This window comes from Geodermatophilus sp. SYSU D00700 (genome assembly GCF_054050255.1).
Window position 1 is genome coordinate 322,651 of record NZ_JBJGZA010000002.1, and the last position, 23,814, is coordinate 346,464.

At 75.7% G+C, this 23,814-nt stretch carries 25 protein-coding genes and 1 pseudogene; 14 read left to right on the forward strand and 12 right to left on the reverse strand.

Translation table 11 applies throughout. The features are described from left to right. Positions 1-50: 50 nt before the first annotated feature. Positions 51-677, forward strand: a complete 627-nt coding sequence (locus ACI79V_RS03175) for an FMN-dependent NADH-azoreductase (RefSeq protein WP_456886749.1) — start codon at positions 51-53, stop codon at positions 675-677. A 10-nt stretch (positions 678-687) separates the two neighbouring features. Here the strand turns inward: ACI79V_RS03175 and ACI79V_RS03180 are convergent, their stop codons facing one another. Further along, positions 688-1,137, reverse strand: coding sequence for a MarR family winged helix-turn-helix transcriptional regulator (locus ACI79V_RS03180; RefSeq protein ID WP_456886751.1), 450 nt, complete (start codon positions 1,135-1,137; stop codon positions 688-690). 132 nt (positions 1,138-1,269) lie between these two features. Between ACI79V_RS03180 and ACI79V_RS03185 the strand changes: the two genes are divergently transcribed. Then, complete coding sequence (locus tag ACI79V_RS03185; RefSeq protein WP_456886753.1) at positions 1,270-1,482, forward strand: hypothetical protein; 213 nt, start codon at positions 1,270-1,272, stop codon at positions 1,480-1,482. An 82-nt stretch (positions 1,483-1,564) separates the two neighbouring features. Next, complete coding sequence (locus tag ACI79V_RS03190; protein WP_456874840.1) at positions 1,565-1,765, forward strand: hypothetical protein; 201 nt, start codon at positions 1,565-1,567, stop codon at positions 1,763-1,765. 89 nt (positions 1,766-1,854) lie between these two features. On the opposite strand, the gene ACI79V_RS03195 is transcribed toward ACI79V_RS03190, so the two are convergent. The 4 genes from ACI79V_RS03195 to ACI79V_RS03210 form a co-directional block, all read right to left on the reverse strand. Next, positions 1,855-3,066, reverse strand: a complete 1,212-nt coding sequence (locus ACI79V_RS03195; protein WP_456886755.1) for an acyl-CoA dehydrogenase family protein — start codon at positions 3,064-3,066, stop codon at positions 1,855-1,857. A gap of 151 nt (positions 3,067-3,217) precedes the next feature. Beyond that, entirely contained in the window at positions 3,218-3,658 is a 441-nt protein-coding gene (locus tag ACI79V_RS03200) for a DUF4383 domain-containing protein (protein ID WP_456886757.1), read from the reverse strand. 209 nt (positions 3,659-3,867) lie between these two features. Further along, on the reverse strand, positions 3,868-5,514 hold the full coding sequence (locus ACI79V_RS03205) for a carbamoyltransferase family protein (RefSeq protein WP_456886758.1): 1,647 nt from the start codon (positions 5,512-5,514) through the stop codon (positions 3,868-3,870). 102 nt (positions 5,515-5,616) lie between these two features. Further along, positions 5,617-8,634 carry a RecQ family ATP-dependent DNA helicase gene (locus ACI79V_RS03210; RefSeq protein WP_456886760.1) on the reverse strand — a complete coding sequence of 1,006 codons (3,018 nt, stop codon included), beginning with the start codon at positions 8,632-8,634 and terminating at the stop codon, positions 5,617-5,619. Between the two features lie 119 nt (positions 8,635-8,753). Between ACI79V_RS03210 and ACI79V_RS03215 the strand changes: the two genes are divergently transcribed. Then, positions 8,754-9,149, forward strand: coding sequence for a TOBE domain-containing protein (locus ACI79V_RS03215; protein WP_456886762.1), 396 nt, complete (start codon positions 8,754-8,756; stop codon positions 9,147-9,149). A 79-nt stretch (positions 9,150-9,228) separates the two neighbouring features. Here ACI79V_RS03215 and ACI79V_RS03220 read toward each other — a convergent pair whose 3' ends face one another. Continuing rightward, entirely contained in the window at positions 9,229-9,438 is a 210-nt protein-coding gene (locus ACI79V_RS03220) for a TOBE domain-containing protein (protein ID WP_456886764.1), read from the reverse strand. Between the two features lie 121 nt (positions 9,439-9,559). On the opposite strand from ACI79V_RS03220, the gene modA reads away from it, so the two are divergent. The 7 genes and pseudogenes from modA (at position 9,560) to ACI79V_RS03255 (ending at position 15,053) form a co-directional block, all read left to right on the forward strand. Continuing rightward, entirely contained in the window at positions 9,560-10,360 is an 801-nt protein-coding gene (gene modA, locus ACI79V_RS03225; RefSeq protein WP_456886766.1) for a molybdate ABC transporter substrate-binding protein, read from the forward strand. Continuing rightward, positions 10,357-11,154, forward strand: a complete 798-nt coding sequence (locus tag ACI79V_RS03230) for an ABC transporter permease (protein WP_456874829.1) — start codon at positions 10,357-10,359, stop codon at positions 11,152-11,154. Before modA ends, ACI79V_RS03230 begins: the two co-directional genes overlap by 4 nt. A gap of 29 nt (positions 11,155-11,183) precedes the next feature. Next, positions 11,184-11,627, forward strand: a pseudogene (locus tag ACI79V_RS03235) (ATP-binding cassette domain-containing protein); the annotation flags it as partial. Between the two features lie 120 nt (positions 11,628-11,747). Then, positions 11,748-12,203, forward strand: a complete 456-nt coding sequence (locus tag ACI79V_RS03240; protein ID WP_456874894.1) for a TOBE-like domain-containing protein — start codon at positions 11,748-11,750, stop codon at positions 12,201-12,203. 117 nt (positions 12,204-12,320) lie between these two features. Continuing rightward, complete coding sequence (locus tag ACI79V_RS03245) at positions 12,321-12,902, forward strand: nucleotidyltransferase family protein (protein ID WP_456886768.1); 582 nt, start codon at positions 12,321-12,323, stop codon at positions 12,900-12,902. Further along, a complete protein-coding gene (locus tag ACI79V_RS03250) occupies positions 12,899-13,324 on the forward strand; it encodes a molybdenum cofactor biosynthesis protein MoaE (RefSeq protein WP_456886769.1) in 426 nt (141 codons plus the stop codon). The genes ACI79V_RS03245 and ACI79V_RS03250 overlap by 4 nt, the downstream gene beginning before the upstream one ends. Before the next feature lie 136 nt (positions 13,325-13,460). Further along, complete coding sequence (locus ACI79V_RS03255) at positions 13,461-15,053, forward strand: SpoIIE family protein phosphatase (protein ID WP_456886771.1); 1,593 nt, start codon at positions 13,461-13,463, stop codon at positions 15,051-15,053. Positions 15,054-15,060: 7 nt separating this feature from the next. On the opposite strand, the gene ACI79V_RS03260 is transcribed toward ACI79V_RS03255, so the two are convergent. The 6 genes from ACI79V_RS03260 to ACI79V_RS03285 all read right to left on the reverse strand — a co-directional run bounded on the left by ACI79V_RS03260 (position 15,061) and on the right by ACI79V_RS03285 (position 20,103). Continuing rightward, positions 15,061-15,282 carry a hypothetical protein gene (locus ACI79V_RS03260; protein WP_456874825.1) on the reverse strand — a complete coding sequence of 74 codons (222 nt, stop codon included), beginning with the start codon at positions 15,280-15,282 and terminating at the stop codon, positions 15,061-15,063. Then, positions 15,279-16,328, reverse strand: coding sequence for a hemolysin family protein (locus ACI79V_RS03265; protein WP_456886773.1), 1,050 nt, complete (start codon positions 16,326-16,328; stop codon positions 15,279-15,281). Before ACI79V_RS03265 ends, ACI79V_RS03260 begins: the two co-directional genes overlap by 4 nt. Continuing rightward, complete coding sequence (locus tag ACI79V_RS03270; RefSeq protein ID WP_456874823.1) at positions 16,321-17,706, reverse strand: hemolysin family protein; 1,386 nt, start codon at positions 17,704-17,706, stop codon at positions 16,321-16,323. The genes ACI79V_RS03265 and ACI79V_RS03270 overlap by 8 nt, the downstream gene beginning before the upstream one ends. Positions 17,707-17,766: 60 nt before the next feature. Beyond that, positions 17,767-18,015, reverse strand: coding sequence for a MoaD/ThiS family protein (locus ACI79V_RS03275; RefSeq protein WP_456874822.1), 249 nt, complete (start codon positions 18,013-18,015; stop codon positions 17,767-17,769). Between the two features lie 3 nt (positions 18,016-18,018). Next, entirely contained in the window at positions 18,019-19,068 is a 1,050-nt protein-coding gene (gene moaA, locus ACI79V_RS03280; protein ID WP_456886775.1) for a GTP 3',8-cyclase MoaA, read from the reverse strand. A 147-nt stretch (positions 19,069-19,215) separates the two neighbouring features. Continuing rightward, positions 19,216-20,103 carry a hypothetical protein gene (locus ACI79V_RS03285; RefSeq protein ID WP_456886777.1) on the reverse strand — a complete coding sequence of 296 codons (888 nt, stop codon included), beginning with the start codon at positions 20,101-20,103 and terminating at the stop codon, positions 19,216-19,218. Between the two features lie 189 nt (positions 20,104-20,292). On the opposite strand from ACI79V_RS03285, the gene ACI79V_RS03290 reads away from it, so the two are divergent. From ACI79V_RS03290 to ACI79V_RS03300, 3 genes are all read left to right on the forward strand, one after another. Then, entirely contained in the window at positions 20,293-21,528 is a 1,236-nt protein-coding gene (locus tag ACI79V_RS03290) for an MFS transporter (protein ID WP_456886779.1), read from the forward strand. Continuing rightward, complete coding sequence (locus ACI79V_RS03295) at positions 21,525-22,706, forward strand: GNAT family N-acetyltransferase (protein WP_456886781.1); 1,182 nt, start codon at positions 21,525-21,527, stop codon at positions 22,704-22,706. The genes ACI79V_RS03290 and ACI79V_RS03295 overlap by 4 nt, the downstream gene beginning before the upstream one ends. Before the next feature lie 102 nt (positions 22,707-22,808). Next, complete coding sequence (locus ACI79V_RS03300) at positions 22,809-23,648, forward strand: aldo/keto reductase (RefSeq protein WP_456886783.1); 840 nt, start codon at positions 22,809-22,811, stop codon at positions 23,646-23,648. Positions 23,649-23,814 lie beyond the last annotated feature (166 nt).

The window sequence follows — 23,814 nt, forward strand, 5'->3', positions numbered from 1 at the left end:
CGCATCTACCTAGGATGCGTGCATCCGCACGTATCCCCGGGAGGAACCCCATGTCCGTCCTGCTGCACGTCGCCGCCTCGCCTCGTGGCGCCGCCTCCGAGTCCCGCGCCCTGGCCGCGACCTTCCTCGACGCCTTCACCGAGACCCACCCCGGCGTCCCGATCGACACCTTCGACCTCTGGGACGGCACCCTGCCGCCGTTCGGGGCCGCCGCGACCGCGGGCAAGATGGCGCTCTTCGCCGGGCAGCAGCCCGCGGGGGAGGCCGCCGAGGCGTGGCACGCGGTCGAGGCCACCTTCCGCCGCTTCGACGCCGCCGACCGCTACCTGTTCAGCGTCCCCATGTGGAACGCCGGCGTCCCCTACGTCCTCAAGCAGTTCATCGACGTGGTGAGTCAGCCCGGGATGGTGTTCGGGTTCGACCCGGCGACCGGGTACCGCGGCCTGCTGACCGGCAAGCGGGCCGCTGTCGTCTACACCAGCGCCGTGTACGGACCCGACCGCGGCCCGGCCTTCGGGTCGGACTTCCAGACCACGTTCTTCACCGACTGGCTGAACTGGGCCGGCGTCGAGGACATCACCGAGATCCACCTGCGTCCGGATCTGGTCGCCGACGACGTCGACGTCCGCCGGGCGCTGGCCCATGCTCAGGCGCGCGACGCCGGCAAGGCGTTCTGAGCCGGGCCGGTCAGCGCCGGGGCGGCTCCTCGGCCTCGAGCACCCGGGCCAGTGCCCGCGACAGGACGGTGATCTCGTCGTCGTCGAGGTGGCGGGTGTAGTGCTCCTCGATGCCGGCGAGATAGGCCGGGGCGGCGGCGCGCAGCCGCTCCCGGCCCTCCTCGGTGAGCACGGCGAACAGCGACCGGCGGTCCTCCGGGTTGGCCTCGCGACGCACCAGGCCGGCTCGCTCCAGGTCGTCGACCACCCGGCTGACCCGCTCCCGACTGAGCACGACCCGGCTGCCCAGTTCGCTCATCCGCAGCCGCCGGCCGGGGACGGCGTTCAGTTCGAGCAGCACGTCGTACCAGGCCAGCGGCAGCTGGTGGGCCGCGAGCGCCCGCTCCAGCCGGGGGAGGACGGCGGCGTGCACGCGCAGCAGCAGGGCCCAGGGCAGGGCCCGGTCGACCGGCTCCGGCACGGGGAGGACCCTAGCCCGGGCCGTTCCCCGTCCCGTCGCGGCGCCGTCGAGCCTCGGGCCCGCACCCGCCTGCGCCGTCTGGTTGGCTCGACGTGAGGCCGGCGCGCGGCGCCCGGCCGGAGCGGAGGCGACATGGCAGGGGCCCGGACACCACGGGACGACGGCAAGGCGCGGCGCAGCCGGGTGGCGGCGCTGCTGGTCCTCGGCATCGGGACCGTCCTGCTGGTGTCGGCGTCGACGTGGTTCGTCGCCGAGCGCGGCGGCGTGGGGGCCGCCCAGCTGTCCGTGGGCGTGCTCCTGCTGGGCCTGAGCGCCTTCCTGTTCGGGCGGTCCCGCCCGCGCTGAGCGCCCGCCGTCCGGTTGCCGCCCCTGGGTGACCCCCACCACACTCCGGGAGGAGGAGCGGTCCCCAGGACGGAGGAAGCGCGTGAAGCTGGACAAGCAGGAACTGGTGCGGGTGCTGCGCACCGAGGGTGACAACAGCACGGCCGACGCGGTCGAGGCGCAGCTGCCCGACGAGATCGACACCGACCGGGACGGCGACGCGCTGGCCGGCGTGGGGCTCGACCGCACGCAGCTGATGGCCAAGCTGGCCGGCGGGGGCTTCGGCTCGACACTGAGCCCCTGACCGTCCGACCCCGGACTCCGACCCCGGACGTGCGGCGGGGCCGGCACCACCCGGTGCCGGCCCCGTTCTCGTGTGGTGAGGTCCTTCCGTCAGCCGACGTAGGGGCGCTCGCGGGCGAGCTCCTCCTTGGCCACCGAGCGCAGGTGCACCGCGTCGGGGCCGTCGGCGATCCGCAGCGTGCGGGCCGAGGCGTAGAAGCGGGCCAGCGGGGTGTCGTCGCTGACGCCGGCGCCGCCGTGCACCTGGATGGCCCGGTCGATCACGTCGCAGGCCACGTTCGGCGCGATGACCTTGATCGCGGCGATCTCGGTCCGGGCGCCCTTCGCGCCGTACTTGTCGATCAGGTCGGCGGTGCGCAGCACCATGAGCCGGGCCTGGTCGATCTCCATGCGGGAGCGGGCGATCGTCTCGCGGACGGTGGCCTGCTCGGCCAGCGGCCGGCCGAAGGCGACCCGCTTCTGCGCGCGGTCGACCATGAGCGCCAGCGCCCGCTCGGCCATGCCGATCGCCCGCATGCAGTGGTGGATGCGGCCGGGGCCGAGCCGGGCCTGGGCGATCATGAAGCCGTCGCCCTCGCCGGCGAGGAGGTTCGTGGCCGGCACGCGGACGTCGGTCAGCCGCAGCTCCGAGTGGCCGTGCTGGTCCTGGTAGCCGAAGACCGGCAGGTGCCGCAGGATCTCCAGCCCCGGGGTGTCCCGCGGCACGAGGATCATCGACTGCTGCCGGTGCGGGGCGCCCTCGGGGTCGGTCTTGCCCATGACGATGAAGATCTGGCAGCGCTCGTCGGCGGCACCGCTGGTCCACCACTTGCGGCCGTTGATCACGTACTCGTCGCCGTCGCGCACGATCGACGTCTGGATGTTCCGGGCGTCGGAGGAGGCGACGTCGGGCTCGGTCATGGCGAACGCCGACCGGATCTCGCCCTCGAGCAGCGGCTCGAGCCAGCGCTGCTTCTGCTCGGGCGTCCCGAACATCATCAGCGTCTCCATGTTCCCCGTGTCCGGGGCCCCGCAGTTGGTCACCTCGGGGGCGATCACCGGCGACCAGCCCATGATCTCGGCGACCGACGCGTACTCGAGGTTGGTCAGCCCCCCGAGCTCGTGGTGGAACAGGTTCCACAGCCCGCGGGCGCGGGCCTCTTTCTTGAGGTCCTCGAGCACCGGCGGGTGCCCGTGGTCGTCGTGGCCGCGCTCGGCGCGCCACGCCTGGTAGACGGGCTCGGCGGGGAAGACCTGCTCACGCATGAAGTCCCACATCCGGCCGCAGACGTCCTCGGCTCGGGCGGACAGGGCGAAGTCCATGCACCGGAAGGTAGCCCGGTTGGTGACCGGCGTCGCACCGGGGTGCGCGCCCCGCGGACGCCAGGAGCCGGGCGCCCGACGGAACGGGTGCCCGGCTCCTGGCGACGTGCTGGAACGGCCTCCCCGCGGTGGGGGCGGGGAGGCCCTCCGTTCAGGCGCGCGTGGGGCGCGCGACCCGGTCGTTGACCGGGCCCAGGGCCATCACCAGGCCGACGACGGCCGTGGCGATGTGCAGCACGTTGTCGGCACCGTTGATGTTGAGGAAGTCCCAGTCCTCGCCGATGGCGATCAGGCCGTAGACGAAGGCCGCGCCGTAGCCGATCGCGAGCAGCCAGCCGTAGGTGCGGGCGCCGGCCAGCGTGCGCGACAGGGCGATCCCGGCCAGGCCGATCACGATGTGCACGATGTTGTGCAGTGGGTTGATCATGAAGATCAGGAGCATCTCGTCCTGTGTGTTGTCGGCGAAGGCGTCGAAGCCGGTGATGAAGAAGCCGACGATGCCGACCAGGAGGTAGACCACCCCGAAGACGAGGGCGAGCGCCTGGGGCCAGGTGGTCCCCCGCCGCGCGCCGGTGTTGCCAGTGGTAGCCATGGTGTCCGTCTCCTCCGTGTGCGTCGCGCTCCGCCGTCCTGACGGGCGCTGGTCGGGCGGTACCCGGCGGGGACGGTCCGGCAACGACAACCGCCCGTTCGAGGGAGGGTCGTTACCGGATCGTCACCGATCGGTTCCCGTGCACCCGGTCTTCGCAACGGGCGGCCGCCGCGGTTCGCCCCTCCCCCGGACGGAGGAGGGGCGACCGGTCAGGGGCGCGGCGTGCGGCTCGGCCGGCGGACGACGAACGGGCCGATGGCCAGCAGGTCGACCGGGGCCGAGCCGAAGCACTCGAGGGCGTCGCGCGGGTCGTCGACCATCGGCCGCCCGGCGGTGTTGAGGCTGGTGTTGACCACGACCGGCAGCCCGGTGTGCCGCTCGAACGCCGAGATCATCCGGTGCACCAGGGGCTCGGTCTCGGGGTCGATGGTCTGGATGCGCGCCGTCCCGTCGACGTGGGTGACGGTGGGGATGCGGTCGCGCCACTCCTCGGCGACGTCGTGGACGAAGAGCATGTAGGGCGAGGGGACCGGGCCGCGGCTGAAGATCTCCGGCGCCCGCTCCAGCAGCACCATCGGCGCCACCGGGCGGAACTGCTCGCGGCCCTTGACGTCGTTCATCCGCTCCAGGTTGGCCTCGAAGCCGGGGTGGGCGAGCAGCGACCGGTGGCCGAGCGCGCGCGGGCCGTACTCGCTGCGGCCCTGGAACCAGGCCACGATGCCGTTGTCGGCGAGGACCTCCGCGACGGCCTCGGCGACGTCGTCGGGCCGCTCGTAGTCGATGGCCGCCGTCTGCAGCCACCGCTCGATCTCGTCGTCGCCCCAGCTGCGGCCCAGCGCCGCGCCGGGCATCGGCTCGGTGCGCTCGCCGAGCTCGTGCGCCACGTGCAGGGCGCTGCCGAGTGCGGTGCCGGCGTCGCCGGCGGCCGGCTGCACCCAGACGTCCTCGAAGGGCGTCTCGGCCAGGATGCGGGTGTTGGCCACGCAGTTGAGCGCGACACCGCCGGCCATGGTGAGCGTCTTCTCGCCGGTCTGCTCGTGCACCCAGCGGGCGAGGTCGACCAGGACCTCCTCCAGCCGGGTCTGGACGCTGGCGGCGAGGTCGGCGTGGTCCTCCGTCCACTGGTCGCCCTTGCCCAGGCGCGGGGCGAACTCGGCGAAGTCGATCCGCTCGGTGACGAAGCCGCCGTCGCCGGTGGGCCGGATGAGCTCCGACAGCTCGCCGAGGAACCGCGGCTTGCCGTAGGAGGCCATCGCCATGACCTTGAACTCGTCGGAGCTGCGCAGGAAGCCCAGGTGGTCGGTGAGCTCCTCGTACATCAACCCGAGGGAGTGCGGCAGCGCCTGGCCGGCGAGGACCTCCAGCTGCCCGTCGACGTAGCGGCCGGCGAGGTGGCTGTGCGCCTCGCCGCGGCCGTCGAGCACGAGGACGGCGTTGTCCCGCTGCGGAGCCGCCTTGCCGGCGGAGGCCGCGTGCGCGACGTGGTGCTTGACGAAGCGCACCTTCGCCGGGTCGAGGCCGGGCAGGGCGTGCGCGAGGAAGTCCGGCGCCATCTCGGCGTACCGCTTGCGCATGGTGTCGCCGTCGTCGAAGAGACCCGAGTCCTCGGGCGTGCCCATGAGGGCGGGGTCGAACGAGTAGGCGACGGCGTCGAGCTCCTCGGGGCGGATGCCGGCCTCGGCCAGGCACCAGGCCGCCGACAGCTCGGGCAGCTCCCAGGCGCTCCAGGGCAGGGGGCGCTTGCCGTGCTTGCGCCGGCTGAAGCGCTCCTCCTCGGCCGCGGCCACGACCCTCCCGTCGACGACGAGCGCCGCCGCGGGGTCGTGGTAGATGGCGTTGATGCCGAGGACCTTCACGTGCGCACTCCTCTCGCCCGGGCGCGGCGCCCGGTCCTCGGCTGATCATCGCGGCGCCCCGGCCGCTCCGCAGGGTGAGCACACGATGAGGTGCCCGGCCGGTCAGGCGCCACGGACCCGCAGCAGGTCGTTCGCCTCGATCGCCCGGAGCGCGAGGGTCTTGTAACCGACCTCCTCGAACAGCACCACGACCCGGTCGTCCTCCACCCGCATCACCACGCCGGGACCCCACTCGGTGTGCTCCACCGGGGTCTCGGGGGCGAAGGGGGTGTCCGCGTCGTCGGCGGAGGGCTGCTCGTGCGCGGTGCCGTTCGAGCAGGTGTCGCAGTTGCCGCACGGCTCCTCGAGCTGCTCGCCGAAGTAGCCGAGCAGGTACTGGCGGCGGCACTCGGTGGTCTCGGCGTAGCCGCGCATCATCTCCACCCGGCTCTGGTCGACCCGCTCGTGGTGCTCGGCGAGCTCGCGGGCGGCCGCGGCGGCGTCACCGGGGGAGGGCGCCCCCTGCGCGGGGTGGGCCGCGCCCTCCTCGTCGAGGACGACGGCCGACACCTGCTCGAGCAGGTTGAGGTCGCGGGCCAGCGGGGTGGCCCCGCGGCCGGTCTCGTCGCGCAGCTGCCGGACGTCGACGCCGTCGTCGATGCCGGCCGCCGGTGCGGCGGCGACCAGCCCGGCCACCTGCTGCAGCTCCTCCGCGGCCGGCGCGCCCGCGGCGAAGAACCGCCGCAGCCCGAGGTCCTCCTGCCGGTACACCAGGACGGCGAGGGCCGGCCGCCCGTCCCGGCCCGCGCGGCCGATCTCCTGGTAGTAGCTGTCCACCGAGTCGGCGGGCTCGGCGTGCACCACGAACCGGGTGCCCGGCTTGTCGATGCCCATGCCGAAGGCCGTGGTGGCGACGACCACGTCGAGCTCGTCGTCCATCCACGCGCGCTGGGTGTCCTCGCGCTCGCCCTTCCTCAGGCCCGCGTGGTAGGGCCGGGCGCGCAGACCCCGCTCGGTGAGGGCGTCGGCGAGGTCGGTGGTGCCCTTGCGGGTGGCGCTGTAGACGATGCCGGGGCCGCGGCCGGCCTCTACCTCGCCGGCGGCGCGGTCGATGACGGCGGCGCGCTTGGCGTGCGCGTCGGCGTGGTGGTCGACCTCGAGGCGGATCTCGGGCCGGTCGAACCCGGCGACGACGACCTCGGGCTCGCGCATCGCCAGCCGCTCGACGATCTCGGCCCGCACCGGGGGCGCGGCGGTCGCCGTCAGGGCGAGGACGGTCGGGTGGTCCAGCTGCTCGACCACCTGACCCAGCCGCAGGTAGTCGGGGCGGAAGTCGTGGCCCCAGGCGGAGACGCAGTGCGCCTCGTCGACGACGAACAGGGCGGGCCGGGCGTCGCGGAGGGCGGCCACCACCTCGGGCTTGGCCAGCTGCTCGGGCGCGAGGAACAGGTAGCGGACCGTTCCGTCCTCCACGCCCTGCAGGGCCGCGTGCTGGTCGCCGGCCGACAGGCTGGAGTTGAGCTGGGCGGCCCGGCCGGCGTCCTCGCCGAGCTCGGAGAGCCGCTCCACCTGGTCGCGCTGGAGGGCGATCAGCGGCGAGACGACGACCACCGGACCGTCGAGCAGCTGGCCGGCCACCTGGTAGACGGCGCTCTTGCCGGCACCCGAGGGCAGCACCGCGAGCGTGTCCCGGCCCGCCAGGACCGCCTGCATGGCGCGCTCCTGGCCGGGGCGGAAGTCATCGAAGCCGAGGACGTCGCGGGCCGTCTCCCGCAACCGGCGGGTGCGGACCGACGCCGAGCCTCCGGCGGGGTTCTCGCGAGGGGTGCGGGACACCGCCCGCCGCTGCCCGGGGCCGGAGATCGGCAAACGGACGGCAGGCGGCCCGGGGCGCCGTGGGGAGGCGTCGGGAGGTGCGGCCGGGCGCTCACCGGAGGTGCGCACGGCGGGTCCCGACGTCGGCGGAGTCCGCGGCCGCCCGGCCGGCCCACCAGCCCGCGCCGTCGACCGACGAGCGGCTGCGGTTGCTGCGCACGCGGGGAACAACTCGGTGAACGCGTCGTCGACGGCCGCCTGCCGCGAGCGCAGCACCGGCCGCAGGTCGACCCCCTGCTCCGCCGCGGCCGCCCGGGTGGCCCGTTCCCGAGCACCGGTCAGCCGCTCGCCGATGCGGCCCGCGTAGCCGAGCAGGAACGCCCGCCGGAAGGCGCGGGAGGCCGACCGCCGCCCCGCCGCTCGTTCGGCCGCCGCCAGCGCCTGCCCGACCTGCAGCAGCAGCGAGGTGAACAGCAGCTCGACGGCGTCGAGGTCGGCGGCCACGCCGACCAGCGTCGCGATGCCCAGGCCCCGGTACCAGACCAGCCGCACCCCGTTGGCGTCGGCGACCGCCCCGAGCAGCTGGGTCTTGGCCTGGACGTACGGGTCGTCGACGTGCACCCGACGGGTCGCGGCCGCCGCGGCCGCCGCCGTCCCGCTGCCGGCGTCGAGCAGGGCCGCGTCGACGGCGTGGCGGGTCATCAGCTCCTGCGCCTTGGCGGTCAGCGCCTCGGCCTCCTCGGGGAACTCCGTGGACTCCGCCTTGTCGAGCAGCGCCCGGATGCGCCGCAGCGCCCGCGCGTCCCCGGGGCCGGGGGCGACCGTGTGCCGGACGCCCGGACCCCACCGCGACGGCGGAGGGACGAGCACCTCGAGGCGCGCGGTGGTCCGCAACAGCCCGGCCAGGCGCAGCACGATCCGCCACGCGTCCGCGGGCGGTCTGCCCTCCCGGCGGTGCCAGGCACCCACCACCCCGGGATCGCCGTCAGCAGGCACCCCGAGCTCGCGCAGCTGCCCGAGCCAGGCATCCGGTGCACGGGCGGCCGCACCGGTGCGCCGCGCGTGCTCGCCGATGAGCGCCACGGCCAGCGGCACCGAGGCGGCGGTCGCCTCCTTCCGCGCCAGGTGCACGACGTCGGCCGGCTGCCAGCCGCGCTCCCACGTGTCGGCCAGGGCGGCGAGCAGCTCGCGCGTGGCAGTGCCGGTGACGTCGACCCCCGGCCGGTGCACAGCCAGGGTGGCCGCGAGCTCCGACGCCACACCGGCGTCGGTCAGCAGGCCGCCGCGGAAGCGGAGGAGGTCGGTGAGCCAGGCGTCGTCGAACACCACCCGATGGTCGCGCCGGGGCCCGTCGCGGCGCGGGACGCCTGTGGACGGCGGGTGCCGGTCCCCAGGCCGCCGCGGCACCGCGGGGAGTGTCGTACCGGCGACTAGGGTCGCCCGGCGTGAGCGCGAGCTACCGGATCGCCGAGGCCGCGGCGCTGCTGGGCGTCAGCGACGACACGGTCCGCCGCTGGATCGACAGCGGGCGGCTCCCCGCGTCCCGGGTGGGCGGCGGCCCCGCGCACGTCGACGGCGCCGACCTCGCCCGCTTGGCCACCGAGCTGCACGACGCGCCCGAGCCCGGCACCACCCGCGGCTCCTCGGCCCGCAACCGGCTGGCGGGCATCGTCACCCGCGTCGTCCGCGACACCGTCATGGCACAGGTGGAGATCCAGGCCGGGCCCTTCCGGCTGGTCTCGCTGATGTCCCGCGAGGCGGCCGACGAGCTCGGTCTCGACGTCGGCGTGCGCGCCGTGGCCACCGTCAAGGCGACCCAGGTGAGCGTCGACGTGCCGTGAGCAGCATCGTGTGGCTCGGCCCGCTCGCAGGGGCCCGCCCCGAGCGGAGCGAGGGGTGGGGGGCGAGGGGGTCCTTCTCCTAGTCCTCCACGGCGAGCATCACCTCGGTCGACTTCACCAGGACGACGACCGGCGAGCCGACGGCCAGTCCCAGGTCCTCCACCGCCTCCTTGGTGATCGACGCGGTCATCTCCTGGCCGGAGACGTCCACCTTCACGGTCGCCATCACCGACCCCGGGGTGACCGCGGTGACGGTGCCGGACAGCTGGTTGCGCGTGGACAGTCGCATGTGCGCATCCTGGCGGATCTGCGGAGGCCGCGCCCGTCTGCACGGCCGCAGTTCCGGGCCGTCGTCGGCTATCGTCCCGCAGGCGCGGATCGGCGGATCCGCCCGGCGGTGAGGAGACCCGATGCGCGTGCGGAGCACGGCGGTGCTGGCGGCGGTGACCCTGGGGGCGCTGAGCGCCTGCGGCGGGGACGACGGCGCGCAGGCATCGGGCACCACGTCGGCGTCCGCGTCCGACGACGGCGGTCTCACCGGCACCCTCACCGTCTTCGCCGCCGCCTCGCTCACCGACGTCTTCACCGGCCTCGGACAGCAGCTGGAGGGCGACAACCCGGAGCTGACCGTGCAGTTCAACTTCGCCGGCAGCTCCGCGCTGGCCACCCAGCTCACCCAGGGCGCCCCGGCCGACGTGTTCGCCTCGGCCAACCCCGCGCAGATGACGGTGGTCACCGACGCCGGCCTCGGCGACGGCGAGCCGACGGTCTTCACCGCCAACGTCCTGCAGATCGCCGTCCCCGCGGGCAACCCGGCCGGGATCACCGGCCTGGCCGACTTCGGCCGCGAGGAGCTCACCCTCGCCGTCTGCGCGCCCGAGGTGCCCTGCGGCGCCGCGTCGGAGGACGTGTTCGCCGCCGCCGGCGTCACCCCGCGCCCGGACACCCAGGAGGAGGACGTGCGGGCGGCGCTGACCAAGGTGGAGCTCGGTGAGGTCGACGCCGCCCTGGTCTACGCCACCGACGTCACCGCCGCCGGCGACGCCGTCGAGGGCATCGCCTTCCCCGAGGCCGAGGACGCCGTCAACGACTACCCGCTGGTCACCCTGGCGGACGCGCCCAACCCGGACGCGGCGCAGGCCTTCGTCGACCTCGTGCTCTCCGACGACGGGCAGCAGGCGCTCGAGGCGGCCGGCTTCCGCTCCCCGTGACCCGCGGCCGCACCCCGGCACCGCTGCTGGTCCCGGCGGCGCTCGCCGTCGCCTTCCTCGTCCTGCCGCTGGCCGGGTTGCTGGTCCGCACGCCGTGGTCGCAGCTCGGCAGCCTGCTCACCGCACCCGGCGTCGGCCAGGCGCTGCGGCTGTCGCTGGTGTCGGCCACCCTCGCCACGCTCGTCTCGGTCGTGCTGGGGGTGCCGCTGGCCTGGGTGCTGGCGCGGTCGCGGGCGCGCGGCCGGGCGCTGCTGCGCGCGCTGGTCACCGTGCCGCTCGTGCTGCCGCCCGTGGTCGGCGGCGTCGCGCTGTTCCTCGTGCTCGGCCGCCAGGGGATCATCGGGCGCTGGCTGGCCGAGACCACGGGCGTCACCATCCCGTTCACCACCACCGCCGTGGTCATCGCCGAGACGTTCGTGGCGATGCCGTTCCTCGTCATCAGCGTCGAGGGCGCGCTCCGGGCCGCCGACGTCCGCTACGAGGACGCCGCCGCCACGCTCGGCGCCGACCGGTGGACCACCTTCCGCCGCGTCACGCTGCCGCTGGTGGCACCGGGCGTGGCCGCCGGCGCGGTGCTGTGCTGGGCGCGGGCGCTGGGCGAGTTCGGCGCCACGATCACCTTCGCCGGCAACTTCCCGGGGACGACGCAGACCATGCCGCTGGCGGTCTACCTGGCGCTGCAGCGCGACCCGCAGGCGGCGATCGTGCTCTCGCTGGTCCTCCTCGTCGTCTCGGTGGCCACGCTGCTCCTCCTGCGGGACCGCTGGCTCGGGCGCTCGGGGGCGGCCGCGTGAGCCTCGCCGCGCACGTCGTCGTCCGCCGGGGCCCGCTGACCGTCGACGTCGCCTGCGAGGTCGACGACGGCGAGGTGCTCGCCGTCCTCGGGCCCAACGGGGCGGGGAAGTCCACGCTGCTGCGGGTGCTGGCCGGGCTGCTGCCCCCCGACGGCGGGCGGGTGGTCGTCGACGGCGCGACGTGGGACGACGTCGGGGGCCGGGTGCACCTGCCCGCCCACCGCCGCCCGCTGGGGATGGTCTTCCAGGACCACCTGCTCTTCCCGCACCTGTCGGTGCTCGACAACGTCGCCTTCGGCCCGCGCACCCGCGGGGCGACCCGGGCCGCGGCGCGCCGGGCGGCGGCCGCGTGGCTCGAGCGGGTCGGCATCGCCGACCTCGGCCACCGGCGGCCGGGCCAGCTCTCCGGCGGGCAGGCGCAGCGCGCCGCGCTGGCCCGGGCGCTGGTGGGCGACCCGGCGCTGCTCCTGCTCGACGAGCCGCTGTCGGCGCTCGACGCCCGCACCCGCCTCGCCGTCCGGGCCGAGCTGCGCCGGCACCTCGCCGACTTCGGCGGCAGCGCCGTGCTGGTCACCCACGACCCGGTCGACGCCATGGCGCTCGCCGACCGGGTGCTGGTCGTCGAGGACGGCGCGGTGGTGCAGGCCGGGGCGCCCTCGGACGTGGCCCGGCACCCGCGCACCGACTACGTCGCCCGGCTGGTCGGGCTCTCGCTGCTGCCCGGCACCGGCGAGGGCCTGACCGTGCGCCTCGACGGCGGGGGAGCGGTCACCGTCGCCGAGCCGGCGCAGGGGCCGGTCCTGGTCGCGGTGCGGCCGGAGTCGGTGGCGCTCTACCCGTCGCGGCCCGAGGGCAGCCCCCGCAACGCCTGGCCGGCGACGGTGGCCGGCGCGACGCCGCACGGGTCCACGGTGCGCTGCGAGCTCGACGGCGAGGTGCCGCTGCTCGCCGACGTGACCGCGACGGCGTTCGCCGAGCTCGGCCTCGCCCCCGGCTCGCGGGTCTGGGCGGTGGTCAAGGCCTCGGAGGTCGCCGTCTACACGCGGTGAGACGGGTGGTCGATGATCAGGGTCCCTGATCGCAGGGCGTCCTCCCTCACGTCCCACCGCGAGGGAGGACGCCGCACGATCAGGTCACCTGATCATCGGCGGGAGGACGCTGGGCGCATGAGCACGGTCGCCGGGCTGGTCCTCGCCGCGGGCGGGGGACGCCGCTACGGCATGCCCAAGGCCCTGGTCGAGTACGAGGGCAGCCTGCTGGTCGAGCGGGCCGTGCGGACGGCGCGGGCGGTGTGCGACCCCGTGCTGGTGGTCCTCGGGGCGCGGGCGGTCGACGTCTGGCGCAGCGCGGACCTCGACGGCGCGACCGTCCTGGCCAACCGCGACTGGGAGACCGGCATGGCCTCCAGCCTGCGCACCGGCCTCGACGGCCTGCGCGGCTGGCCGGGACGGGTCGACGCCGCGCTGGTCACGCTGGTCGACATGCCGGGCATGACGCCGGCCGCCCTGCGCGCGGTCGCCGCCCTCGCCGCGCCGGACGCGCTGGCGGTCGCCACGTACGACGGCGTCCGCGGCCACCCGGTGCTGCTCGGCCGGGACCACTGGGCCGGGGTGGCGGGCACCGCGACCGGCGACGAGGGCGCCCGCCGCTACCTCGCCGCCCACGCCGTCACCGAGGTCGACTGCACCGGCCTGGCCGACCCGGTCGACCTCGACGTGCCGCCCGGCGGGGTAGCTTCGGGCCCGTGATCGCCGGCCACCTGATCGCCCGAGTCGTCGACGAGCCGCTGTCGGTCGCCGAGCACGAGCAGGCGGTGGCCGACTCCGGTGCCGGCGCCGTCGTCTCCTTCTCCGGCGTCGTGCGGGACGTCGACGGCGGCCGGCCGGTCACCGAGCTCGAGTACGTCGGCCACCCCACGGCCGGCGAGGTCATCACCGGGCTCGCCGAGGAGTTCGCCGCCCGGCCCGAGGTCCGGGCGGTCGCCGTCTCGCACCGCGTCGGGCTGCTGGGCATCGGCGACGTCGCCCTGGCCTGCGCGGTCAGCGCCGCGCACCGCGGGGAGGCGTTCCGGGCCTGCGCGGAACTGGTCGACGAGGTCAAGAAGCGGCTGCCCATCTGGAAGCGGCAGGTCTTCGCCGACGGCGAGGAGGAGTGGGTGGCCTGCCCCTGAGGCGGCAGGTCACGTCCCGGTCGGCACCCGGCCGGGTTCCTTGACCGGCGGTGGGCGTCTGGCACACCATGCGCCGGGGCTCCAAGGGCGGGGCGACGTCCCCCGGTGTGCCCTGAGAGCGCGAGGACGGGAGCAGGTGCCGGTACACGCACAGCGCGATCCCGTGCTCGAGGCGATGCCCCTGGGCTACATCGCCGTCGACCGCGACTGGCGGATCACCTACGTCAACGGCGCGGGCGAGGCCGTCGTCGGCGGGACGTGGGACCAGCTCGTCGGGGCCTGCTTCTGGGAGTCGTTCCCGTTCAACGTCGACAGCGAGTTCGGCCGCACCTACCGCGAGGTGCTGGCCACCGGCCGGGCCCGGACGGTGGAGGCCTTCTACCCCGAGCCGCTCGACCGCTGGTTCGAGGTGCGCGCCGTCCCGCTCGGGAACGGCCTGGCCCTGTACTTCTCCGACACCACCGCCCGGCGCACCGCGCAGGACCGGCTGGCCCTGCTCGCCCGCGTCGGGGCGGAGCTGACCGGCACGCTCGACCTCACCGAAGCGGTGCGGCGCATCCCCCGCCTGGTCGTGCCCGAGCTCGGCGAGGCGTGCCTGCTCACCGTCCTCGACGACGACGGCCGGCCCCGCGACCTGGGCTCGTGGCACGGCGACCCGGCCCGCCGCGACCTGCTCCGCCGCTACGCCGCCGTCCGGCTGCCCGGGATGCCGGCCGCCGCGCCGGTGGTCCGCGCACTGGCCGGCGAGACGGTGGAGGCCGACGGCGCCGACGTCCTCGCGGCCATCCTGGACGCCGAGGCGCGTGCCCTCTACCGGCAGCTCGGCGGTCCCGACGTGCTCGCCGTCCCGCTGCCCGGCCGCGCGCGGGTGATCGGCGCGCTCACGTTCCTCTCCGGCACCGGGGCGAGCACCTCACGCGTCGACCCCGTGACCGCCCGCGAGGTCGCCGGCCGGGTGGGGCTGGCCCTGGACAACGTGCGGCTGTTCGCCCGCCAGCGACAGCTCGCCGAGGCGCTGCAGCGCAGCCTGCTGACGACGCCGCGCGGGTCCCGGCTGGGCCGGCTGGTCGTCCGCTACACCCCAGCCGCCGAGGCGGCCCGCGTGGGCGGCGACTGGTACGACGCCTTCGCCCAGCCGGCCGGGGCGACGACGCTGGTCATCGGCGACGTCGTCGGGCACGACACCGAGGCGGCCGCGGCGATGGGCCAGCTGCGGTCGCTGCTGCGCGGCATCGCCGCCTACAGCGACGCCGGCCCGGCCGAGGTGCTGCGGGGCCTGGACCGCGCCATGGCCACGCTGGCGGTCGACACCTACGCCACCGCGGCGGTGGCCCGCTTCGAGCAGACGCCGGAGGAGGCGGCGGCCGGCCGGGCCCGGGTGTGCTGGTCCAGCGCCGGCCACCTGCCCCCGCTGGTCCTCGACCCCGCCGGGCGGCTGCTCGACCTGCCCCCGGTGCCCGGCGACCTGCTGCTGGGCGTCGACCCGGACAGCCCGCGGCACGAGAGCGCGCTGGTCCTGGAGCGCGGCAGCACGGTCCTGCTGCACACCGACGGCCTGGTGGAGCGCCGCGACGTCGACCTCGACACCGGGCTGGCCCGGCTGGCCGACGCGGTGACCGACCTGGCCGGGCGCCCCCTCGACGAGCTCTGCGACGAGGTGATCGAGCGGCTGGTGCACGGCCGGCCCGAGGACGACGTCGCGCTGGTGGCCCTGCGCCTGGGCGGCTGACCGCCGGTCAGCCGACCGGGGTCTGGCCGTCCTCGTCGGTGGGCCGGGTCCCGCCGTGCCGTCGGCCGGCCTCCTCGGCGCGCTCCTCCTCCAGCTCGACCTCGGCCTCGAGCCGGTGGGCCTCGCCGGCCACCTGCGCGGCCGCGTCGCCGTGCGTCTCGCCGTACAGCTCCTCGGCCCGGCCCAGCAGCTCCTCGGCCTTGGCCTTCGTCCTGTCGATGAAGCTCATCGTGCTCCCGTCCTCTCCTGACCCCGGTGTGCAGCATCGCGGATCTCGCCGACCAGTTCCTCGAGGATGTCCTCGAGCGCCACGACGCCGACCACCCGGCCGCCGTCGGTGACCGCGGCGAACTGGGCCCGGCCGGCCTGCATCACGCCCAGCGTGCGCCGCAGGTCGTCGTCGGCGGCGACGCGCGGGAGCGGGCGGGTGATGTCGCGGACCCGCGGCTCGGGCGCGCCGTCGGCGACCAGCACGTCCTTGACGTGCACGTAGCCCAGCAGCCGGTCGCCGTCGGCCACGGGGAAGCGGGAGAAGCCGGTGGCGGCCGCGGCCCGCTCGACGGCGGCGGTGTCGTCACCGGGCGCGACGACGGTCAGCGCGGCGCGGGGGATGAGCACCGAGCGGGTGTCGCGCTCCTCCAGGCCCAGGGCGCCGGTGAGCAGCTCGAAGCCGCGCTCGTCGAGCAGGCCGCCGGCGCGCGACTCGCCGATGAGCCCGGCCACCTCGTCGCGGGTGAAGGCGCTCGTGACCTCGTCCTTGGGCTGGACGCCCAACAGCCGCAGCACCCCGTTGGCCAGCGCGTTGAGCGTCACGATCACCGGCTTGAGCACCGTGACGACGGCGGCCAGCAGCGGGGCGAGCACCAGCGCGGCGCGGTCGGGACCGGCCAGCGCCAGGTTCTTGGGCACCATCTCGCCGATCACCACGTGCAGCGCGACGACGACGGTCAGCGCGATGACGAACGAGATCGGGTGCACCAGCGCCTCGGGCACCGACAGCGCCGCGAAGACCGGCTCGAGCAGGTGCGCCACGGCGGGCTCCCCGATGGCGCCCAGGCCCAGCGAGCAGACGGTGATGCCCAGCTGCGCGCCGGCCATCATCAGCGACACCCGCTCCATCGCCGCGAGCGTGGTGCGGGCGCGGCGCGAGCCGGCCTCGGCCAGCGGCTCGATCGACGAGCGGCGCGCCGAGATGAGCGCGAACTCCGCGCCGACGAAGAAGGCGTTGGCCAGCAGCAGCACCACGGCGACCAGCACGCCGACCCAGTCACCCACGGTCCTCGTCCTCCTCGCCGGTGGTGGCGGGCAGCTCGCCCACGACCGCCCGCTCCACCCGGGTGCCGTCGACCCGTTCGACCCGCACCCACACGCCCGCGGGCAGGCCCTCGGCCTCGGCGGCCAGCTCGGGCGGCAGGACCGGCCGGGCCTCGATGCGGTCGCCGACCTCGGGGATGCGGCCCAGCACGTGCAGCACCAGCCCGCCGACGGTCTCCCAGTGCCGGTCGGAGGGGACCGACAGGCCGGTCGCCGCGGCCACCTCGTCGGGCCGCAGCAGCCCCGACACCGACCAGGTGCCGTCGCCGCGCGCGACGACGTCGTCGCCGGCCTCCTCGTCGTGCTCGTCGGCCAGGTCGCCGACCAGTTCCTCCACGAGGTCCTCGACGGTCACGACGCCGTCGGTGCCGCCGTACTCGTCGACGACGACGGCCATCTGCAGGCCGCCGCGGCGCAGGTCGCCGAGCAGGTCGTCCAGGCGCCGCGAGGTGGGCACGAACAGCGGCGGCAGCATCACCGCCGAGACCGGGGTGGCGGCCCGCCGGTCCCGCGCGACGGCGAGGGCGTGTTTCACGTGGACCATGCCGACGACGTCGTCGACGCCGGCGGCCGAGACGACCGGGAAGCGGGAGTGGCCGGAGTCGCGCGCCGCGGCGAGCACCTCGGCGACCGGCGCCGCGTCGAGCACGGTCGTCATGCGGGTGCGCGGGGTCGCGGCGTCGCTGGCCCGCAGCTCGCCGAAGGCCAGCCCGCGCTCGAGCAGGGTCGCCGTCTCCGTCGGCAGCGTGCCCTGCCGGCCCGACCGGCGGACGAGCGAGGTCAGCTCGTCGGGCGAGCGGGCGGAGGCCAGCTCCTCCTGTGGCTCGACGCCGAACAGCCGGCGCAGCGTCGCGTTGGCCCAGCCGTTGAGGAACCGGATGACCAGCGCGGTGGCCCGCGTGAAGCCGCGCTGGAAGCCGGCCACGGCGCGGGCGGTGCGCAGCGGCTCGCTGATGGCCACGTTCTTGGGCACCAGCTCGCCGAACACCATCGTCAGCGCGGTGGCCAGCACCAGCGCGAGGGTGATCGACACCGAGCGCGCGGCGCCCCCGGAGAGGCCCACCGACTCCAGCGGCCCCCGCAGCAGGGCCGCGATCGAGGGCTCGGCGACGAAGCCGATGGCCAGGTTGGTGACGGTGATGCCCAGCTGGGCGCCCGAGAGCTGCGTGGACAGGGTCCGCAGCGCGGCGAGGACACCGGCCGACCCGCGCACGCCGGCCGCGGCCTCCCGCTCGACGGTGGCCCGGTCGACGGTCACCAGGGAGAACTCGAAGGCCACGAAGGCAGCGCAGGCGAGGACCAGGACGACGCCGACGAGGACGAGCAGCCACTCGATCACGAGCAGCTCCGGGGGAGCGGGGAGGGGTTCGTATGGTGAGGCTTGCTCACAGGGGGACGGTCAGCCTCCGGCGAAGGGGGGCAGCACGTCGACGACCGCCCCGGGTGACAGGTGCAACGCGCGGTTGCGCGTCTGCGTTCCGTCGACGAGGAACGAGCAGGCGGTGAGCACCCGCTCGAGGCGCTCGCCGTGGGCCTCGACGATCCGGCCGACCAGCTCGTCGAGCGTGCCGGCCGCGCAGGTCTCGGTGTCGACGCCGGCGGCGGCGCGGGCCCCGGCGAAGTAGCGGACGGTGACGGTCGGGGTCACCGGTCAGCCCCCGATGGCCGACATCGGCCGGCTCGGCTGCAGGAAGCTCGGGTCGTCGATGCCGTGGCCGGGCAGCTTCGCCAGCGTGGCGATCCGCCAGCGGTCGGCCAGCTCGGCGTCGGTGGCGCCGGCGCGCATCGCCGTCCGCAGGTCGGACTCCTCGCGGGCGAACAGGCAGTTGCGGACCTGTCCGTCGGCGGTGAGCCGGGTGCGGTCGCAGGTACCGCAGAACGAGCGGGTCACCGAGGCGATGATCCCGACGGTGGCCGGGCCGCCGTCGACCAGCCACCGCTCGGCGGGCGCGGAGCCGCGCTCCCCGGTGTCGGGCGTGAGCTCGTGCGCCGCCGACAACCGCTGCAGGACGTCCTCGGCGGTGACCATCTCGCCGCGGGTCCAGGCGTGGTGGGCGTCGAGCGGCATCTGCTCGATGAACCGCAGCTGGTAGCCCTGCTCGAGGCAGAAGTCGAGCAGCGGGACGGCGTCGTCCTCGTTGAGGCCGCGCAGCAGGACGGCGTTGACCTTCACCGGGGTGAGCCCGGCCTCCTGCGCGGCCCGCAGGCCGGCCAGGACGTCGTCGAGCCGGTCGCGGTGGGTCAGCTGCCGGAACCGCTCCCGGTCGAGGGTGTCGAGGCTGACGTTGATCCGGTCCAGGCCGGCGGCGGCGAGCGCGGGGGCGACGCGGGCCAGGCCGATGGCGTTGGTGGTGAGGCTGACCTCGGGCCGCGGGTGCAGCGCGGTGGCCGCCGCGACGATGCCGACCAGCCCCGGGCGCAGCAGCGGCTCGCCGCCGGTGAAGCGGACCTCGCGGATGCCGAGCTGCTCGACGCCGATGCGCACCAGCCGGGCGACCTCGTCGTCGGTGAGCTGCTCGACCTTGGGCAGCCACTGCAGCCCCTCGGGGGGCATGCAGTAGGAGCAGCGCAGGTTGCAGCGGTCGGTGAGCGAGACCCGCAGGTCGGTGGCGACCCGGCCGTGGCGGTCGACCAGCCCGCCGGTCCCCGGGACGCCGTCGGCCGGACGGGTCCAGGGGTCGGGCAGCGGGGTGGCACTCACGAGAGGAATGTATGCGCGGGAGGGGACGACGTCGCCGGTGCCGACCGTGCCGCCCCCCGAGACGCCGCATCCGCGGACACGACCGGGCGATCCCGGCCGCGCCCGCGGATGCGGGGGCTGCACCGACGTTGCACGCCGGCGGGGCGGTCAGCCGATCGGGGTGGGTGCGGTCGGGTCCGGCGGGACCGGCACCGAGCCCTGGATGCGGTTGCGGGCCTGGCAGTCGGAGGTGCAGTTGGTGGCGCCGGCCGACAGCTCGACCGCGTCCTCCCCGAGCACGCCGCCCATCCGCCCGCCCGAGGCGACCGACCAGCGGCTCGTGGTCGCCGTCTGCTCGAGCCGGGTCGCCACCTGCGGGCTGTCCTTGCCGAGCAGCATCCGGTGGGTGGCGTCGGCGGCGATCCCGTCGCCGAAGTTGACCTTGCCGGTGTACTCGTTGACGAAGTAGTGGAGACCGGCGCCGAGGGTGTGGACGTACTCGACGGCCGTGCCGAACTCCTGCTCCATCTGGAAGATGCCGCCCTGCGGGGCGTCCTTGGACTGGACCTTGAACTTCCCGCCGGAGGCGGTGCTGAACGAGACCACCAGGACGTCGTCGCGCAGCCGCAGCTCGCTGATCCGCACACCGCGCAGCTGCGCGGCGGTGAGCACTGGCACCTTGGAGGAGAAGACGACGGTCTGTGCGGTGACCATGCGCTGCGGGTCCGGGGCGCCGGTCAGCGTGTAGTCGTAGACGCCGAGGGTGGCCGGGTCGAGGGTGTAGGTGACGTGCCGGCCGCGGACGGCGATCGGCCCGGTCGGGGTGGTGTCGCGCAGCCGGAACTCGTTGCCGGGGCCGGGGTTCGACGTCCGGCCGTTGACGGTGACCGCGAAGTCGCCACCGCTCGACGTCCCGGTGCCCCCGTCGTCGCTCCCGGAGGCCGAGGCGGTGCCGGGGACGAGGAGGGCCGCGAGGGTCAGGAGGGCGGGGAGCAGGGCCAGCAGCAGGCGCGGGGGCAGCGGGCGGGCCGGGCGCTGCAGGGGGGTCGGGGCCACGGGGCTCCTCGGGTCGGCGGGGCGGGCGCCGCACAGAGTGCATGAAGCTTCATGCACCGGCGGTGACGACACGCACACGCTCCGAAACCCGGACGACGGGGACGCCCGCCGTTGTTACGGTCGCGTCGCCACCCGAGAGTCCGGCGGGCAGTCCCGCACTCGCCTGTGGCCAGGAAGCGCGAGAAGCCCGTGTCCCCCCGCACCGTCCTCCGACCCCTGCTCGGTCCCTACGCCCGCCTGTTCACCGCCGTCCCCGGTGCCGCGTGGTTCTCCCTCGCCGGGTGGGTCGCCCGGCTGCCGCTGCCGATGCTGGGCCTGGGCGCGGTCCTGCTCGTCGAGGGCGAGTCCGGCAGCTACGCGCTGGCCGGCGCCGTCTCCGGCACCCTCGCCCTGGTCGCCTCGGTCGCCGGCCCGCAGTGGGCCCGGGCCATGGACCGCCGCGGCCAGGGCGCGGTCCTGCGCCTGGCGATGGTCGCCTACCTGGTCACCGGCCTGGCCTTCGTCGGCGTCGTCGTCACCGAGGCACCCACCTGGACCTGGTTCGCCCTGGCCGGGCTCACCGGCGCGAGCCTGCCCAACATCGGCGCGCTGGTGCGGGCCCGGTGGGCGGCCGCCCTCGCGGACGCCGAGCGTCGGCAGACCGCCTTCGCCTTCGAGTCGGTCGTCGACGAGGTCGTCTTCGTCGTCGGGCCTCCGCTGGTCACCGTGCTCGCCACCCTGATCGACCCGGCGGCGGGGTTCACGACCGGCGTCGTCCTCGGCACCGTCGGCGGCCTGTGGCTGGCGCGGCAGCGGGACACCGAGCCGGTCGTGGCCGCCGTGCCGGTCGACGGCGGGCGCCGGCGCCGGGCCGCCCTCGGGCCCGCGGTCCTGGTCGTCTGCGCCGCCTACCTCGGCGTCGGCACGGTCTTCGGCGCGATGGACGTGGTCGTCGTGGCGTTCGCCGAGGAGAGCGGGCAGCCCGCGCTGGCCGGCCTGGCGCTGGCGCTCTACGCCGGCGGCAGCCTGGTCGCGGGCCTGGCCTACGGGGTCGCGAGGCTGCCCGGCTCGCTGGCCGCGCGGTTCCTCGGCACCGCCGTCGCCTTCGGCGTGGCCGCCCAGGGCCTGTGGGCGGTGTCGTCGCTGCCGCTGCTGATCGGCGCCGGGTTCCTCGCCGGCCTCGCCGTCGCGCCGGTGCTGGTGTCGGGCGCCTCCCTCGTGGAGTCCCGGGTGCCGCGGTCGGCGCTCACCGAGGCGCTGTCGTGGACCAACACCGGGCTGACCGTCGGGGTCACGGCGGGCTCGGCGCTGGCCGGCGCCGCCGTCGACGCGTGGGGCGCGCAGGCGGCCTTCGCCGTCCCCGCGCTCGCCGCGGCCGCGGCCGGGCTGATCGGGCTGTCCGGGGCGCCGCTGCTGCGCCAGGCGCCCGAGCGGGTGCCGGTGTGACCGTCGTCGTCCGGCCGCTGGCCGACGACGAGCTCGCCGACGCGTGGGAGCTGGGCCGGCTGGCCTTCGGCGGACCGGCCACGGCGCCGGACTGGGCGCTGCGGCCGCTCGACGGGCTGCTGCGGCTCGGCGCCTTCGACGGACGGGGCCGGCTGGTCGGCAAGGCCACCGACGTCGGCCACCGGCAGTGGTGGGGCGGCCGGACGGTGGCGACGGCGGACGTCGGCGGGGTCGCCGTGCTGCCCGAGTACCGCGGCGCCGGGGTGGCCCGCGCGCTGCTCACCGACCTGCTCGCCCGCGGGCGCGAGCGCGGCGCCGCGGTCAGCGCGCTGTACCCGACCGTGTCGGCGGTGTACCGCCGGCTCGGGTGGGAGGTGGTGGGCGCGCTGCAGCGGGCCGACCTCGACACCGCCTCGCTCCCGTCGGCGCCGGTGGCCGGGGTGACGGTCCGCCCGGGTGAACCCGCCGACCTCGCCGTGGTCGCCGACCTGTACGAGACCCTGGCCCGCCCGCGCGCCGGGCTGCTCGTCCGCCGCGGCGGCGTCTTCGACCTGCCGCACGAGGGCCGGTGGCCCGACGGGGTGGACGGCGTCACCGTGGCCGAGGAGGACGGCGTCCCGACCGGGGCGCTGGTCTACGAGCGCGGCGCCGGCTACGGCCCCGAGGCCCTGCTCACCGTCCACGACCTGGTCGCGGTCACCGCCGGCGCCGCGCAGGCGCTGGTCGGGGTGCTCGCCGGGTGGCGCACCGTGACCCGCACCGTCCGGGTGCCCCTGCTGGCCGGCGACGCGGTGGCCGGGGCGCTGCCGCTCGAGCGCTCGGCGGCCGGCCCCGGCACGGCGTTCATGCAGCGCCCGGTCGACGTCGTCCGGGCGGTCGCCGACCGCGGCTGGCCGGGCTCGGTGCGCGGGCGGGTGGCCTTCACGCTGCTCGACCCCGTCGTGCCCGGGAACGCCGGTCCCTGGGAGCTCGAGCTCGCCGACGGCGCGGGGGAGCTGCGCCGTCCCGGTCGCGAGCCGGGGCTCGTGCTCGACGTCCGCGGCTTCACCCAGCTCTACTGCGGCGTCTCCGGCGGCCGCGCGGCGGCGCTGGCCGGGCTGGTGTCCGGCCCGGACGACCCGGCGGCGCTCGACCTGCTCGCCTGCGGGCCGCCCGCCCAGCTCCTCGACTACTTCTGACGGCGGGTTGAGCCCGGGGCTGCCGGGTAGGCGGAGGACCGGCAGGCCGTGCCCAGGTGAGCGCGCGGCGCCCCCCGTCCGTCACCAGCGAGAGGAGCCCCCGTGGCCAGCGTGCCCGCGATCCGACTCAACAACGGCGTCGAGATCCCCCAGTTGGGGTTCGGCGTCTTCCAGATCGAGCCGGAGAACACCGTCGAGGCCGTGCGCAACGCGCTCGAGGTCGGTTACCGCCACATCGACACCGCCGAGATGTACGGCAACGAGAAGGAGGTCGGCCAGGCCGTCCGGGAGTCGGGCATCGACCGGTCGGAGGTCTTCGTCACCAGCAAGCTGAACAACGGCTTCCACCGCCGCGACGACGCGCTGCGCGCCTTCGACCAGACGATGGACGACCTGGGCCTGGAGTACCTCGACCTGTTCCTCGTCCACTGGCCGCTGCCCACCATCGGCATCGACTACGTCGAGACGTGGAAGGCGATGGAGGAGATCTACGCCGGCGAGCGGTGCCGCGCGGTCGGCGTCTCCAACTTCAACCCGCACCACCTGCGCCGGCTGTTCGCCGAGACCGACGTGCGGCCGGCGGTCAACCAGATCGAGGTGCACCCCTACCTCGCCAACGACGAGGTGCGGGCGTTCGGCGCCGACCACGAGATCGTCACCGAGGCCTGGTCGCCGATCGCCCAGGGCAAGGTCCTCGACGACCCGGTGGTCGTGCAGGTCGCCGAGAAGGTGGGGCGGACGCCGGCCCAGGTCGTGCTCCGCTGGCACGTGCAGCGCGGCGACGTCGTCTTCCCCAAGTCGGTGACCCGCAGCCGCATCGAGGAGAACTTCGCCCTGTTCGACTTCGAGCTCGACGCCGGCGACATGACCGCGATCACCGCCCTCGACCGCGGCGAGCGCACCGGCCCCGACCCGGACACCTTCGACTACGTGCCGGGCTGACCGGAGGTCCCGGACGTGCCGAGATCACGCGATCTCGGCACGTCCGGGGCGCCGAGCCGGGGGGGGGGGGGGGGGGGGGGGGGGGGGGGGGGGGGGGGGGGGGGGGGGGGGGGGGGGGGGGGGGGGGGGGGGGGGGGGGGGGGGGGGGGGGGGGGGGGGGGGGGGG